The sequence below is a fragment of the Micromonospora sp. BL1 genome (genome assembly GCF_003667485.1).
Lineage (GTDB): Bacteria > Actinomycetota > Actinomycetes > Mycobacteriales > Micromonosporaceae > Micromonospora > Micromonospora tulbaghiae.
In genome coordinates this window covers 1-13,471 of the sequence record NZ_RCVK01000344.1, presented here as the reverse complement: position 1 = coordinate 13,471, position 13,471 = coordinate 1, and the positions used below count along the sequence as shown (strand labels likewise).

Below are 13,471 nucleotides of genomic sequence, written 5' to 3'. Positions count from 1 at the left end.
GAGCCGTGCTGCTGGCCGTGGTGACCGGTGTGGGCACCGCGCTGGCGATCACCGGCGGCCGGGACGAGACGCCGCAGGCGGGCAGTTCGACCGAGGCCGTCGCCCGCCCCTGGGACCGCCCGCCCGGCCCGGGCGCGCCACCTCCGCCGTTCCCCTGCGTCCGGCCCGACGTGGCCGGCACGCCGGTCCGCAAGGGTCCGCCCCCGGACGACCCGCGGGTGACCGTACCGGCCGGCTGGGTCTGGCCCGCCGACACCGGCGGCTTCCGCACCGCCCTGCCCGCCGGCTGGCTGCAACTGCGTTCCGGCGACACCACCTGCTTCCAGGACCCGGCGACGCGGCGCATCCTGGGCGTCGAGCCGTACCCGGGTGGTGATCCGGTGGGCCGGCTGAAGTCGTCCGAGCGGGATCTGACCTCGGCCGGCCGGTTGCCGGACTACCTGCGGGTCCGGCTGGAGTCCGACGGCCCGGGCGCGGCGTGGGAGTGCCTCTGGACCGCGCCCTACGGGGAGCGGATGCACGCGATGCGCGTCCTGCCCGGCGAACGGGCCGGCTGGACGCTCGGCTGGACCACGTCCGACGCCGACTGGACCGCCGCCTCGAAGCAGTTCGCCGTCATCCGCGCGAGCCTCGGCACCGTCAAGCCCACCCGTACGGCAGGCTGAGGCGGCGCCCGCGGCACCCCTTCCCCAGTGGACCGTCCGGCTGATGCCCCGCTGTCGCACGGGCTGACTACAGTGGCGTAGTTTTTGTGGATCAAGATCTTCGGGAAGGGCGAGCCGAGATGATGGGACCGTCCCACGCGCTCTCGGGCGCGGCGGTGTGGCTGACCGGCTCCTGGGCGATGGCCCAGTTCGCGGACTACCACCAGACACCGCTGGCCCTGGCGGTGGGCACCGCGGTCTGCGCCGGTGGGGCCCTCTTCCCCGACCTCGACCTGTCCGGGAAGGTCACCCGTAACCAGGGCGGCGCGACCGTGGCCCGCACGTTCGGTGTGGTCAGCCTCTTCGTCGCCGAGGTGATGGAGAAGATCTCGCTCGGCGTCTACTACGCCACCAAGCTCAGCAAGGATCCGCGCCGCAACAACGGGCACCGCACGCTGACCCACACCATCCCGTTCACTGTGCTCGTCGGCTGGGGCACCACCGCGCTGTGCGCCCACTACGGCAAGTGGGCGGTGGTCGGCATTCTCTTCTTCATGATCGGCCTGGCGCTGCGCGGGCTCTTCGACAAGTGGGCCGAGCGCGCCGGCTGGGTGGTGGTGACGCTGGTGTCCGCCGCCGCGGCCTGGTTCACGTTCGCCAACCTGCCCGGCGACCGGGGCTATCCGATGATCGGGCTCGCGGTCGGCGTGGGCTGTTTCGTGCACATCCTCGGCGACATGATCACCCGGGCCGGCGTGCCGATCCTCTGGCCCATCCCGATCAAGCGCCGCATGTGGACGATGGTCGGCCTGCCCAACAAGATCGCCCTGCGTACCGGCAGCAAGGCCGAGACGGTGGTGCTGCGCACCGCGATGACGATCCTGTCCGTGCTGGCCGCGGTGGGGCTGGTCGCCCCCTCGGTGCTGCAGCGCTTCGACATCCAGGTGTAGGTCAGCCCGCCTCGGCGCACACCGCACGAGCCGTGGCCGCCCGGTGCCGGATCATCCGGGCCGTCCATCCCACTCCGCCGGCGGCGAGCACGTACGCCGCCGTCGGCGGGAGGACCAGCAGCGCGGCGATCCCGGCCACCAGCGGCACCCGGGCGCCGGGCACGTCCGTGGCGACCGCCGCCGCGGCGGCGTACCCGGCGGCCAGCACGACCGCGACGAGCCCGGCGAATGCGAGCGCCGGACCGGTCCGCCGCCGGCCCGCGGCCTCACCGAGCGCGACCGCCGGCGCGAACAGCAGCGGCAGCGCGGCCACGCCGAGCAACGCCGCGATCAGCACCAGCAGTGGTCCGGCCAACGGGCCGCCCGGGTCGGCGCCGGTGACGAGCGCGTACGCCAGCAGCCCGAGGTAGCCGACGACCGCCTCCGCGACGACGACGAGCCACGCCGCCGCGGCTCCCGCGAGATGACGAGCGACAGTGCTGCCCACGTTGTCCCCTCCCCCGTACGGACGGCGCCACGACCGTCCGATGAGAACGGTAGTGCCCGGGGTTGCGGCGGGCAGAGGCCGCACCCGACATCACTCTGAGTAGGGAAGCAGTAGTCGTCGATCATCCGCGCGAACGATCGACGACACGCTAATGCGCATTAGCGCCGAGGTTCGCCTACTGTCGCGCGCTCGGTCGACCCTTGTCAAGATCTCCCGCCCGAACAGCCGCCGGGCGGCGGCGGTCGCGCTGCTAATCCGCATTAGATCAGGGAGTTCATCGAACGGAAATCTTCCGGCCACCCCTTGACAGGACGCCGGGAGAGCAGCGAGGCTCCATCCCGACCCGATCGCTAATACGCATTAGCGGCAGTGGAAGGACCGACGTGACTCCTCCCCCCAGGCGTGTCACCCAGCGTGACATCGCGCGCATGGCCGGCGTCAGCCAGGCGACCGTGTCGTTGGTGCTCAACAACCGCACCGACGCCGACGTCCGGATCGCGCCGGAGACACGGGACCGGGTGTTGCAGGTCATCGCCGAGACGGGGTACGCCGCCGACCCGGCCGCCCGCCGCCTCGCCTCCGGGTTCAACCGGATCATCGGCGTCTTCACCTACGAGCCGGCCTTCCCCAGCGGCAGCCGGGACTTCTTCCACCCGTTCCTGCTCGGCATCGAGGAGTACGCCGAACGGGTCGGCTGCGACCTGCTGCTGTTCACCAGCGCGCCGGTGGTGGACGGCCGGCGGCGCATCTTCCACCAGGACAACCGGCTGCGCCTGGCCGACGGATGCATCCTGCTCGGCCGGGAGATCGACGGCGCGGAGCTGCTCCGGCTCAACCGCGACGGGTTCCCCTACGTCGCCGTCGGTCGCCGCGACGACGCCGGCGGACCGGTGCCCTACGTCGGCGCCGACTACGCCAGCGCGGTCCACCGGCTGGCCGAGCGGGCGCTGGACCTGGGGCACCGGCGCCTGACGTACGTGGGCATGGGCACCGCGGCCGAGTCCTCGCACGACCGGCGCAGTGGTTTCCACGCCGGCGCGGCCGGCGCGGAGAGCTCCCGCCAGATCACCGCGACGGCGGAGACCGCCGACGCAACAGTGGACGACCTGCGGGCCGACGGCAGCACCGTCGCCTTCGTGGAGGACTTCGCCACCGCCGTGGCGCTGGAGGCGGCCGCCCGCCGCAAGGGGCTGACGGTGCCCGGTGGCCTGTCCGTCGTGACCCTCGGCGACCCGACCGTCCCGGTGCCCACCGACATCACGTTCACCGGGTTCCGCATCCCGCGCGAGGAGATGGGCCGCCAGGCCGTCGAGGTGCTCACCGGCGTCATCGACGGCAGCGCCGGCGGCCTCCAGCAACGGCTCCTGCCCTGCGAACTCGTCGAGGGCGACACCCTCGGCGTCCCTGGAACGGCGGCCGACCGGCGCTGACACGCCCGGCCGCGCAACTGGAAGGAAGCAAGTGGTACTAATGCGTGCGGACGTCCTCGTCGTCGGGGGCGGACTGGGCGGTGTCGCCGCGGCGCTGGCCGCGGCCCGTGCCGGGCGGTCCGTCATCCTGACCGAGGAGTTCGACTGGCTCGGCGGGCAGCTCACCAGCCAGGCGGTCCCGCCGGACGAGCACTCCTGGATCGAGCAGTTCGGCGCCACCGCGAGCTACCGGGAGTTGCGCGACGGCATCCGCGACTACTACCGCCGCCACTACCCGCTGACCGAGCGGTCCCGGGCGTGGACCGACCTGAACCCGGGCGCCGGCTGGGTGAGCCGGCTCTGTCACGAGCCCCGGGTGGCGGTCGCCGTCCTGGAGCAGATGCTCGCGCCGTACCGGGGGTCCGGGCGGCTGACGGTGCTCCAGCCGTACCGGCCGGTCGCGGCCGAGACCGACGGCGACCGGGTCACCGGCGTCACGCTCGCCCACCGGGACCGCGACGAGCGGATCGAGGTGGAGGCGCCGTACGTCCTGGACGCCACCGAGACCGGTGAGCTGCTGCCGCTGACCGGCACCGAGTACGTGACCGGGTTCGAGTCGCAGGCGCAGACCGGTGAGCCGAGCGCGCCCGCCGAGGCGCAGCCGCTGAACATGCAGGCGGTGTCCGTCTGCTTCGCGCTGGACCACGTCGACGGCGACCACACCATCGACCGTCCCGCCGGCTACGACTTCTGGCGCGACTACAAGCCCGACTTCTGGGGCGACCGGCTGCTGTCCTGGCGGTCGCCGCACCCGCGCACGCTGGAGATCGTCGAGCGCAGCTTCACCCCGAACCCGGACGACGACCCGCTGGGCGTCAACGCCGACCAGCGGCTCAACCCGGGCGACGGCAACCTGTGGACGTTCCGGCGCATCGCGGCGCGGCGCAACTTCGTCGACGGCGCGTACGGCAGCGACATCACACTCGTCAACTGGCCGATGATCGACTACTTCGAGGGACCGGTCATCGACGTGCCGAACGCGTCCTGGCACCTGTCCCAGGCGCGCGAGCTGTCGTACTCCGTCCTGTACTGGCTGCAGACCGAGGCGCCCCGCCCCGACGGCGGCACCGGCTTCCCCGGGCTGCGGCTGCGCGGCGACGTGACCGGCAGCGCCGACGGGCTGGCGCAGGCGCCCTACATCCGGGAGTCGCGCCGCATCCGCGCCGAGTACACGGTGGCCGAGCAGGACCTCTCCCTCGCGGTACGCGGCGAGCACGGCGCGGTGAGCTACCCCGACTCCGTCGGCGTCGGCATGTACCGCATCGACCTGCACCCGTCGACCGGCGGCGACAACTACATCGACGTCGGCTCCTGCCCGTTCGAGATCCCGCTCGGCGCGCTCATCCCGCAGCGGATGGAGAACCTGCTGCCGGCCGGCAAGAACATCGGCACCACGCACATCACCAACGGCAGCTACCGGCTGCACCCGGTCGAGTGGAACGTCGGTGAGGTCGCCGGCCTGCTCGCCGACTTCTGCCTTGCGCGGGGCGAGTCCCCGCGCGCGGTCCGCGGCACCCCCCGCCTGCTGGCCGAATTCACGGACCGCATCTCGGCCGCCGGCGTGGAATGCCGCTGGCCGCAGGTCGCGGGTTACTGAACCCCCGGTGAGGAGACGAAAGTGAGATACGGAAGATTGTCCGGTCTGGTCGCGGCGACCATGGCCGGTGTGCTCGCGCTTACTGCCTGTGGCGGTGGCGACGGGGCCGAGGACGACGGTCCGGTCAGCCTGCGGATGGCCGTCTGGTCCGCCAACGAGGCGCACATGAAGCTGTTCAACGAGATCGCCGACGAGTACCGGAAGAACAACCCGGACGTCGCGGAGATCAAGTTCGACCCGCTGCCGTTCGAGAACTACACCACGACGCTGACCACGCAGATCGCCGGTGGCAACGCGCCGGACCTGGCGTGGATCTTCGAGAACTCGGCTCCGGACTTCGTCGCCTCCGGCGCGCTGCGCCCGCTCGACGACACCCTGAAGAAGGCCGAGGGCTACCAGTACGACGACCTCTCCCCCGCCACGCTGAAGCTCTGGCAGGACGACGGGAAGCTCTTCGCGTACCCGTTCTCGACCTCGCCGTTCGGCGTGTTCGTCAACAACGACATGCTCAAGAAGGCCGGGCAGAAGACGCCGGCCGAGCTGATCGCGGCCGGTCAGTGGAACTGGGACACCGCGCTGGCCGCGGCCGGCGCCACCGCGGCGAAGTCCGGCAAGGCCGGGCTCGTGTTCCGCGACTTCGACTACAAGGGCTGGGACAACCTGGCCACGTTCTGGACCGGCTGGGGCGCCCAGGCGTGGAGCGAGGACGGCCGGAGCTGCGGCTTCAACAGCTCGGAGATGGTCGAGGCGATGACCACGCTGCACAAGGCGATCTTCACCGGCAAGGCGCTGCCCGGACCGGGCACGACTGCCGACTTCTTCGCCGGTGACGCGGCCATGACCGTCACCCAGATCTCCCGCGCCTCGCTGCTGAAGGACGACGGCTTCGAGTGGGACCTGGTCCCGCTGCCGGCCGGCCCGAAGGGTCCGTACGCGGTGTCCGGCCAGGCCGGCATCGGCGTGCTGAAGAAGAGCCCGCACGCCGAGCAGGCCGCCGACTTCCTGGCCTTCTTCACCAACCCCGCGAACTCGGCGAAGCTGGCCCAGTTCTTCCCGCCGCCGCGGCAGTCCCAGCTCACCGCCGAGACGCTGGCCAAGACGAACCCGAAGCTCAAGCCGGAGCAGCTCCAGAAGGTCGTCATCGACGGCATCACCAACGGCGTGGTCAAGCCCAGCCACGCCGGGCAGGCCGAGCTGAGCCAGCAGGTGCGTGCCGCGCTCGACCCGCTGTGGCAGGCGGACGCGGACGTCAAGGGCGTACTCGACGGCGTCTGCACCAAGATCCAGCCGCTGCTGGCGAAGTAGGGCCGAGGATCATGACCCAGACGGACACCAGGGTGGGCCCGGCTGCTGCCGGGCCCACCCCGGGCCGGGCCCGGCCGTTCTGGACCACCCGCCGCCGGGACCAGCTCACCGGATACCTGTTCATCACCCCGCAGTTGCTCGGCAGCGTGGTCTTCGTGATCCTGCCGCTGGTCCTCGTGTTCTGGTACAGCCTGCACGAGTGGAACGTGCTGGCCGGCAGCTTCGACTACATCGGCACCGACAACTACGCCGCGCTGGCCGACGACCCCAACCTGGGCCCGGTGCTGCGGTCGACCGGCCTGTTCTCGGTCGGTCTGGTCGTGTTCAACCTCGGCCTGGCGCTGCTGCTGGCCGTCCTGCTCAACCAGAAGCTGCGCGGGACCATCGTGTTCCGCACGTTGTTCTTCTCCCCCGTGGTGGTCTCGCTGGTCGCGTGGACCATCGTCTGGGGCTTCCTGCTGCAGGACAACGGCGGCGTCAACGGCCTGCTCGACACCATCGGCGTCGACGGGCCCAACTGGCTGCGCGGCGAGGGCACGGCGATGCTGTCCGTGATCGTCGTGCAGGTGTTCAAGAACGTCGGCCTGAACATGGTGCTGTTCCTGGCCGCGCTCCAGGGCGTGCCGGCCGAGCTGTACGAGGCCGCCGAGGTCGACGGCGCGAGCCGGATGCGCCAGTTCTGGCGGATCACCGTGCCGCTGATCAGCCCGACGATCATGCTGACGTCGATCATCACGGTGGTCGGCTCGTTGCAGGTGTTCGCGCAGATCGCGGTGCTCACCCAGGGTGGGCCCGGCACCTCGACCACGGTGCTCGTCTACTACCTCTACCAGCAGGCCTTCCAGTTCCATCACTTCGGCTACGGCGCGACGCTGTCGATCCTGCTGTTCGTCATCGTGCTCGCGCTGACGGTGCTGCAGTGGCAGATGCGCAAGAGGTGGGTCTTCCATGAATCGTGAGCTGTCCCGGCGGACCAAGCTGGTGCTCTACGGCGTACTGATGGTCCTGGCCGTTCCGTTCGTGTTCCCCACGTGGTGGATGGTCACCTCGTCGCTGAAGCCGGTGGCGGACATCTTCTCCTTCCCGCCGCAACTGCTGCCGACCGATCCGCGGGTGGACGCGTACCGGCGGGTGTTCGAGCTGCAGCCGTTCGGGCAGCAGTACCTGAACAGCCTCTACATCGCGCTGCTGGTCACCGTGGGCACGCTGGCCGTGGCGTCGCTGGCCGGGTACGCGTTCGCGCGGATCCGGTTCCGGGGGCAGAACGTGCTGTTCCTGGTCGTCCTCGCGGGCCTGCTCATCCCGAGCGAGGTGACGATCGTGCCGCTGTTCCAGATGTTCTTCAAGCTCGACCTGATCGACACGCACTGGCCGCTGATCCTGGTGCCGATCTTCGGGGCGCCGAGCGTGCTGGCGACGTTCATCATGCGGCAGTTCTTCATCAGCCTCCCCGGTGAGCTGGAGGAGGCGGCCCGGGTCGACGGGCTGGGACGCTTCGCCACGTTCTGGAAGATCGCGCTGCCGCTGTCCCGGCCCGCGCTCGGCGCGGTGGCCATCTTCACGTTCCTGCACAGTTGGAACCTGTACCTGGAACCGATCGTGTTCCTGTCCTCGCCGGACAAGTTCACCCTGCCGCAGGCGCTCACCCAGTTCGTCGACGCGTACGGCGGCCCGATGTGGGACGTCCAGCTCGCCGCCGCGTCGATGACCGCCCTGCCGGTGCTGGCGGTGTTCGTCATCGCGCAGAAGCAGTTCGTCGAGGGCCTCGCGCACACCGGCCTGAAGGGATGACCGGGCCGGTCGTCGGGATCGACATCGGCGGCACCAAGACCGCCGCCGCCCTCGTCGGTCCCGGTGCGCGGGTGCTCGACCGCCGGGAGGCGCCGACCCCCGCGCGCGGCGGGCCGGCCGCGGTGCTGGACACCGCCGCCGGCCTGGCCGCGGACCTGCTCGCCGCCGCCGGCCCCGGGCCGGTCGGAGTGGGCACCGCGGGCACCGTCGACCCGGCGACCGGCGTCATCAGGTACGCGACCGGCAGCCTGCCCGGGTGGGCCGGCACCCCGGTGGCCGACGAGCTGGCCGCACGGCTCGGCCGGCCGGTGCGCGTCACCAACGACGTGAGCGCGGCGGCGCTCGGCGAGTGCTGGGCCGGCGCCGGGCGGGGCCGGGGGCACGTGCTGCTGGCCGCCGTCGGCACCGGGCTGGGCGGCGCGATCGTCCGCGACGGGCGGGTCGAGGGCGGCGCCCGGGGCGCGGCCGGCCAGCTCGGGCACCTGCCGGTCCCGGACGCGCACCGGCTGCGCTGCGGCTGCGGCCGGTACGGGCACCTGGAGGCGGTCGCCTCCGGCACCGGCCTGTCCGCCGCGTACGCGCTGGCCGGCGGTGACCCGGTCGCCGGGCGGGAGGTGGCGCGGCGCGCGGCGGCCGGTGACGCGACCGCCCGGCAGGTCGTCGAGCGGGCCGGCGCTGCGCTCGGCGCGGCACTGGCCGGGCTGGTCGCGCTGCTCGACCCCGAGGCCGTCCTGGTCGCCGGTGGCGCCGCCGGCACCCTGCTGCCCGCCGCGACTGCCGCCTACCGGGCGGAGCTACCAGGCGGCTGGGCGCACGTGCCACTGCTTCCCGCGGCGCTGGGCGCCGACGCGGTGGTGGTCGGCGCCGCCCGGCTCGCCACCGCACCGAACCACCACGACGGAGGGACCAGCACGTGAGTGTCCTGGACGAACTGGCCGGCGGGCTGGTCGTGTCCTGCCAGCCCCTGCCCGACGACCCGGACGACCCGATGCGCGACCCGTACGTCCAGGCCCGCGTGGCCGCCGCCGTGGTCCGCGGCGGCGCGGTGGCGGTCCGGGTCAACGGCCCCGACGACGTGCGGGCGGTACGCGCCGCCGTCGACGTGCCGGTGATCGGGCTGTACAAGCACGGCACGCAGGGCGTGTTCATCACCCCGACCGCCGGGCACGCCCTCGAAGCGGCGCGGGCCGGGTCGCACGTCGTCGCGGTGGACGCCACCGACCGTCCCCGGCCCGACGGCCGGACCTTCGCCGACACCGTCCGCGCGGTGCACGAGCAGACCGAAGCGCTGGTCCTGGCCGACGTCTCCACAGTGGCCGAGGGCGTCGCCGCCGTCGAGGCCGGCGCGGACGCGGTCGCCACCACGCTGTCCGGCTACACGCCGGCCGGCCCACCGATCGACGGGCCCGACCTCGGGCTCGTGGCGCGACTCGCCGCGCTGCTGCCCGTGCCGGTGATCGCCGAGGGGCGCTACCGCACCACGGAGCAGATCAGCCGGGCCTTCGAGGCGGGGGCCCACGCGGTGGTGACGGGCAACGCCGTCACCTCACCGCTGTGGATCACCCGCCGGCTGGTTCCGGCCACCCCCCGGGCGGCGAGCGCACCGGAGAAGAGAAAGCATCGATGAAGAGAAGAACGCTTCTTGCGGCCACCGGCGCGGCCGGCCTGGCCACCGTGGCCCTCGGCGGCCCCGCCGTCGCCCGGCCCGCCGGCCGGGGACCGAGCGTGGCGCTGGTGCCGCTGGACGATCGGCCGGTCAACACGTACTGCGCCGAGATGACCGCCGCCAGCGCCGGCGCCGAGGTGCTGCTGCCGCCGCGGGACCTGCTGGGCCGTTTCTTCACCCCCGGCGACGGCGCCGGCATCGCCCGCTGGCTCGACGGCACCGACGGCGTCGACGGGTACGTGATCTCGGTGAGCATGCTGGCGTACGGGGGCCTCATCGCCTCGCGTACCGCCGCACCGGCGCTGGCCGACGCGTTGCGCAACCTGGAGGCGATCCGGCGGCTGCGCACACGCGGGTCCGACGCGGTGATCGAGGTGCACGACACGATCCAGCGGCTCGCGATCACCAGCACCGGCACCGACCTGGACAACTACCGTGACCTGCTGGTCCAGTGGGCCAAGCTGTACGACCAGGTGGTCAACCTGGGCCAGGAGGCGCTGCGGGCCCAGCTCGACGCCGTACGGGCGCGCATCCCGGACGCCGTGGTCGAGGACTACCTGGCCGCCCGGGCACGCAACCACCAGGTCAACCGGCTGATGGTGGAGTGGGTGGCGGACGGGACGATCAGCCACCTGGTGCTCTCCGAGGACGACACCGCGCCGGTCGGCCTGGCCCGTGCCGAGCGGGTCGAGCTGGAGGCGCTGGTGGCGCGGCTCGGCGTCGGCGACCGGGTGGAGATCTTCCCCGGCGCCGACGAGGTGAACGCGCTGCTCGTCGCGCGCGTCGTCGCCGCCGGCGCCGCGCCCACCTACCGGGTGGAGTACGCCGGGGTGTCCGGCGAGGGCTGGACCGCCGCGCTGGAGGGCATCCCGTTCGCGGAGAACATCCGCCGGCACGTCACCTCGGTGGGCGGCCGGGTGGTGAGCGGCGACGCGGACATCGTCCTCGCGGTGAACACCCCGTCGGCCACGACCGGGCAGCGGGGCGCGGACCTGGACGCGTTCGTCGGCCGCATCGGCGAGCTGCTGGCCGCCGGCACCCAGGTGGTCGTGGTGGACCCGCTGATCGTCAACAAGGGCGACCACGACCTGGTGTCCCGGATGGAGACCCGGCTGGACCTGCCGGCGCTGCTGTCGTACTCGGGGTGGAACACCGGCGGCAACGCGCTCGGGCTGGCGCTCGCGCACGGCACCGCGCGGTGGGCGTACCTGCGCTCCTCCGGCAGCGGCTTCGGCGTGCCGGAGCTGCGCGGGCCGGCCCGGGCGCACGCCGAGTACCTGCTCTACCGGTTCGTCAAGGACGACCCGTGGAAGAACGTGGTGCAGGTCGAGGCGTACGCGCACGCCCGGGCGCAGGGCTGGGATCCGCTGGCGCTCACCGCCGAGCAGAAGCGCTACTTCGACGGCTGGGTACGCGACCGGCTGGTGCCGCTGACCGAGCGGTACTTCGCCGACCACTTCGCCGGGCACGAGCTGGTGCTCGGCCGACGCGGACGCAAGACGTTCACCGCGACGCTGGACCGGGTCACGGCGGTACGGGTCGAGCTGCCGTGGGACCGGCTGTTCGAGGTCACGCTGGAGCCGAGCCTGCGGCTGCGCTGACCGGTGCGGGTGCGGTCCCCCGGGGCCGCACCCGCCTCAGCGGGGTGTCAGCAGGCAGAACTCGGTGCCGTCCGGGTCGGCCAGCACCACGTCGCCGGCGGTGTGTCTTCCCGTACCGGCCCGGGTCGCGCCGAGCGCCAGCAGCCGGTCGATCTCCGCGTCCCGGTCACCGTCCGCGACCAGATCCAGGTGTACGCGGTCCCCGTCGCCGCGGTCCATCAGCGGCGGGCCGCTCCAGGTGACCTTCGCGCCTCCGCGCGGCGACTGGATCGCTGTCTCCTCGTCCCGGTCCCAGACCAGCGGCCAGCCCAGCGCCTCGCTCCAGAAGAGGCCGGCGGCCCGCGTCCCGTCGCAGTTGACCGCGCCGACCGGGCCGCAGCCGGCGAGGAAGGTGTTGCCCGCCCCGATTACGCAGAACTCGTTGCCCTCGGGGTCGGCGAGCACCACCTGGTCGTCGTCCGGGCCCTGGCCGATGTCGATGTGCCGTCCGCCCAGCGCCAGCGCGCGGTCGACCGTCTCCTGCTGGGCCTGCGGCGACGCGCTGGTCACGTCGAAGTGCACGCGGTTCTGCACGGTCTTCGGCGCATCGCTGGGCAGGAAGCGGAGGCGGAAGTCGCTGTGGGCGTCCGGGCCCAGCGCCACGCCCTCGCGCGGGTCGTCGATGATCTCCCGGCCCAGCACCCCGGACCAGAACCGCGCGAGTCGTCGCGGGTCACCCGCGTCGAGGCTGACCGCGTAGAGGTGTACCGCCATCTGGCCGTCTCCGATCCGCCGCCGTCGTCGGCGGCAGGTCAGGAGCGTAGGCCGGGCGGTCCGGGCGCGCAGCCGGATTTCGGGCCGTCAGGCGCCGACGCGCTGTTCGGGGATGGACAGGCCGTAGAGCGCCATCAGTTCCGGGCTGTCGATCCGGCTTCCGTCGGCCACCGAGTCGCAGGCGATGTCGACGATCTGGTCCTTGTGCGCCAGCAGGTACGGCCGCGCCCCCACGTCGGCGCTGGCGAGCGTGGCGATGCCGGACCAGTGCCGGCGGCCGAACAGCATCGGGTAGCCGCGCAGCCCGTCGTAGGTGGCGCAGACCAGCACGTCCGGGTACGGCAGCGCGGTGACGCGGCGGACCGCCGCCGCGGTGAGCCCGGGCATGTCCACCGGCACCACGACCACCGCCTCGACGTCGTCGTCGGTGAGCGCGGCGAGCCCGGCCCGGATCGAGGAGCCCACGCCGGTGCCCCAGGCGCGGTTGACCACGACAGTGGCGCCGCTCAGGTCGGTGGTCTGCCGCACCTGCTCGGCCGCCGCGCCCAGGACGACCACGACCTGTGCGCAGCCCGCCTCGGCCATCGTGTCGATCATCTGGCTGACCAGCGGCTTCTCGCCCTGGTGCAGCAGCGCTTCGGGTCCGCCGATGCGGCGGCCGCCACCGGCGGCGATGATCATTGCAGCGATCCGGTTCAGCGGTGCCCCCTCGATCTGGGGACGGACCGGGCACAGCCGCCCGGTCCGTCCCGTCGTACGCACACCGGACCCAACGAGCGCGGCCGGGGGCAAGTAGCGGGGCAAAACGGAAAATTGCGTGACTATGCCGCGTCCGCGTAGCAGTCGACAGTGGACAGGTCGAGCGGAAACCGGACCGGGGTGTCGCCGAACAGCAGCCGGGTGGCCCGCGCGCCGGCGGCGGTGACCGCCTCGGCGACGACCGCCGCCTGCCCGGCCGGGCAGTGCACCACCACCTCGTCGTGCTGGAAGAAGACCAGCTCCGCCTCCGTCCCGGCCAGCTCGGTGCGCAACGTGGCCAGCAGCGTGGAGGCCCACTCGGCGGCGGTGGCCTGGATGACGAAGTTGCGGGTGAAGCGCCCCCGCGAACGGGCCGCCCGGGCCGACGGGCTGTGCGGATCGGCCCCGCCCTCCGGCAACGGCTCCTCCCCCTCGGCGAACCCCGCCGACCCGGGCGGGCAGGTACGCCC

Annotated in this window: 12 protein-coding genes and 2 pseudogenes; 10 read left to right on the top strand and 4 right to left on the bottom strand. The window is 72.7% G+C overall.

What is annotated here, in order from left to right:
* Positions 1 to 665: pseudogene (locus EAD96_RS25975) on the top strand (serine/threonine protein kinase); the annotation flags it as partial.
* A 119-nt stretch (positions 666 to 784) separates the two neighbouring features.
* On the top strand, positions 785 to 1,594 hold the full coding sequence (locus EAD96_RS25970) for a metal-dependent hydrolase (RefSeq protein ID WP_091427497.1): 810 nt from the start codon (positions 785 to 787) through the stop codon (positions 1,592 to 1,594).
* Between the two features lies 1 nt (position 1,595).
* Here the strand turns inward: EAD96_RS25970 and EAD96_RS25965 are convergent, their stop codons facing one another.
* The gene (locus tag EAD96_RS25965) at positions 1,596 to 2,081 is read right to left on the bottom strand and encodes a hypothetical protein (protein ID WP_121686108.1); all 486 of its coding nucleotides are present in this window, start codon (positions 2,079 to 2,081) and stop codon (positions 1,596 to 1,598) included.
* A gap of 383 nt (positions 2,082 to 2,464) precedes the next feature.
* Between EAD96_RS25965 and EAD96_RS25960 the strand changes: the two genes are divergently transcribed.
* The 8 genes from EAD96_RS25960 to EAD96_RS25925 are packed head-to-tail and all read left to right on the top strand — an operon-like array spanning position 2,465 to position 11,510.
* A complete protein-coding gene (locus tag EAD96_RS25960; RefSeq protein ID WP_121686107.1) occupies positions 2,465 to 3,511 on the top strand; it encodes a LacI family DNA-binding transcriptional regulator in 1,047 nt (348 codons plus the stop codon).
* Positions 3,512 to 3,551: 40 nt separating this feature from the next.
* The gene (locus EAD96_RS25955) at positions 3,552 to 5,147 is read left to right on the top strand and encodes an FAD-dependent oxidoreductase (RefSeq protein ID WP_121686106.1); all 1,596 of its coding nucleotides are present in this window, start codon (positions 3,552 to 3,554) and stop codon (positions 5,145 to 5,147) included.
* 21 nt (positions 5,148 to 5,168) lie between these two features.
* Complete coding sequence (locus tag EAD96_RS25950; RefSeq protein WP_121686105.1) at positions 5,169 to 6,452, top strand: ABC transporter substrate-binding protein; 1,284 nt, start codon at positions 5,169 to 5,171, stop codon at positions 6,450 to 6,452.
* An 11-nt stretch (positions 6,453 to 6,463) separates the two neighbouring features.
* Positions 6,464 to 7,411: a carbohydrate ABC transporter permease gene (locus EAD96_RS25945; protein WP_121686104.1), complete on the top strand. Its 948-nt coding sequence runs from the start codon at positions 6,464 to 6,466 to the stop codon at positions 7,409 to 7,411.
* The gene (locus EAD96_RS25940) at positions 7,401 to 8,243 is read left to right on the top strand and encodes a carbohydrate ABC transporter permease (protein WP_120569024.1); all 843 of its coding nucleotides are present in this window, start codon (positions 7,401 to 7,403) and stop codon (positions 8,241 to 8,243) included. The genes EAD96_RS25945 and EAD96_RS25940 overlap by 11 nt, the downstream gene beginning before the upstream one ends.
* The gene (locus tag EAD96_RS25935; protein ID WP_121686103.1) at positions 8,240 to 9,160 is read left to right on the top strand and encodes an ROK family protein; all 921 of its coding nucleotides are present in this window, start codon (positions 8,240 to 8,242) and stop codon (positions 9,158 to 9,160) included. The genes EAD96_RS25940 and EAD96_RS25935 overlap by 4 nt, the downstream gene beginning before the upstream one ends.
* Positions 9,157 to 9,870 carry an N-acetylmannosamine-6-phosphate 2-epimerase gene (locus EAD96_RS25930; protein WP_121686102.1) on the top strand — a complete coding sequence of 238 codons (714 nt, stop codon included), beginning with the start codon at positions 9,157 to 9,159 and terminating at the stop codon, positions 9,868 to 9,870. The genes EAD96_RS25935 and EAD96_RS25930 overlap by 4 nt, the downstream gene beginning before the upstream one ends.
* Positions 9,867 to 11,510, top strand: a complete 1,644-nt coding sequence (locus tag EAD96_RS25925) for a DUF4127 family protein (protein WP_121686101.1) — start codon at positions 9,867 to 9,869, stop codon at positions 11,508 to 11,510. Before EAD96_RS25930 ends, EAD96_RS25925 begins: the two co-directional genes overlap by 4 nt.
* Positions 11,511 to 11,546: 36 nt before the next feature.
* Here the strand turns inward: EAD96_RS25925 and EAD96_RS25920 are convergent, their stop codons facing one another.
* The 3 genes and pseudogenes from EAD96_RS25920 to EAD96_RS25910 form a co-directional block, all read right to left on the bottom strand.
* Positions 11,547 to 12,263 carry a VOC family protein gene (locus tag EAD96_RS25920; RefSeq protein ID WP_121686100.1) on the bottom strand — a complete coding sequence of 239 codons (717 nt, stop codon included), beginning with the start codon at positions 12,261 to 12,263 and terminating at the stop codon, positions 11,547 to 11,549.
* A gap of 87 nt (positions 12,264 to 12,350) precedes the next feature.
* Positions 12,351 to 12,944 (bottom strand): NTP transferase domain-containing protein, encoded by a 594-nt coding sequence (locus EAD96_RS25915; protein WP_121686099.1) that lies wholly within the window; start codon positions 12,942 to 12,944, stop codon positions 12,351 to 12,353.
* Between the two features lie 140 nt (positions 12,945 to 13,084).
* Positions 13,085 to 13,471, bottom strand: a pseudogene (locus tag EAD96_RS25910) (bifunctional 3'-5' exonuclease/DNA polymerase); the annotation flags it as partial.

Excerpts from the sequence above, each read along its gene's own strand:
- EAD96_RS25915 (WP_121686099.1), bottom strand. The coding sequence starts at position 12,944 with ATGATCATCGCCGCCGGTGGCGGCCGCCGCATCGGCGGACCCGAAGCG.
- EAD96_RS25935 (WP_121686103.1), top strand. The coding sequence starts at position 8,240 with ATGACCGGGCCGGTCGTCGGGATCGACATCGGCGGCACCAAGACCGCC.
- EAD96_RS25920 (WP_121686100.1), bottom strand. The coding sequence starts at position 12,263 with ATGGCGGTACACCTCTACGCGGTCAGCCTCGACGCGGGTGACCCGCGA.
- EAD96_RS25925 (WP_121686101.1), top strand. The coding sequence starts at position 9,867 with ATGAAGAGAAGAACGCTTCTTGCGGCCACCGGCGCGGCCGGCCTGGCC.
- EAD96_RS25945 (WP_121686104.1), top strand. The coding sequence starts at position 6,464 with ATGACCCAGACGGACACCAGGGTGGGCCCGGCTGCTGCCGGGCCCACC.
- EAD96_RS25955 (WP_121686106.1), top strand. The coding sequence starts at position 3,552 with ATGCGTGCGGACGTCCTCGTCGTCGGGGGCGGACTGGGCGGTGTCGCC.
- EAD96_RS25940 (WP_120569024.1), top strand. The coding sequence starts at position 7,401 with ATGAATCGTGAGCTGTCCCGGCGGACCAAGCTGGTGCTCTACGGCGTA.
- EAD96_RS25970 (WP_091427497.1), top strand. The coding sequence starts at position 785 with ATGATGGGACCGTCCCACGCGCTCTCGGGCGCGGCGGTGTGGCTGACC.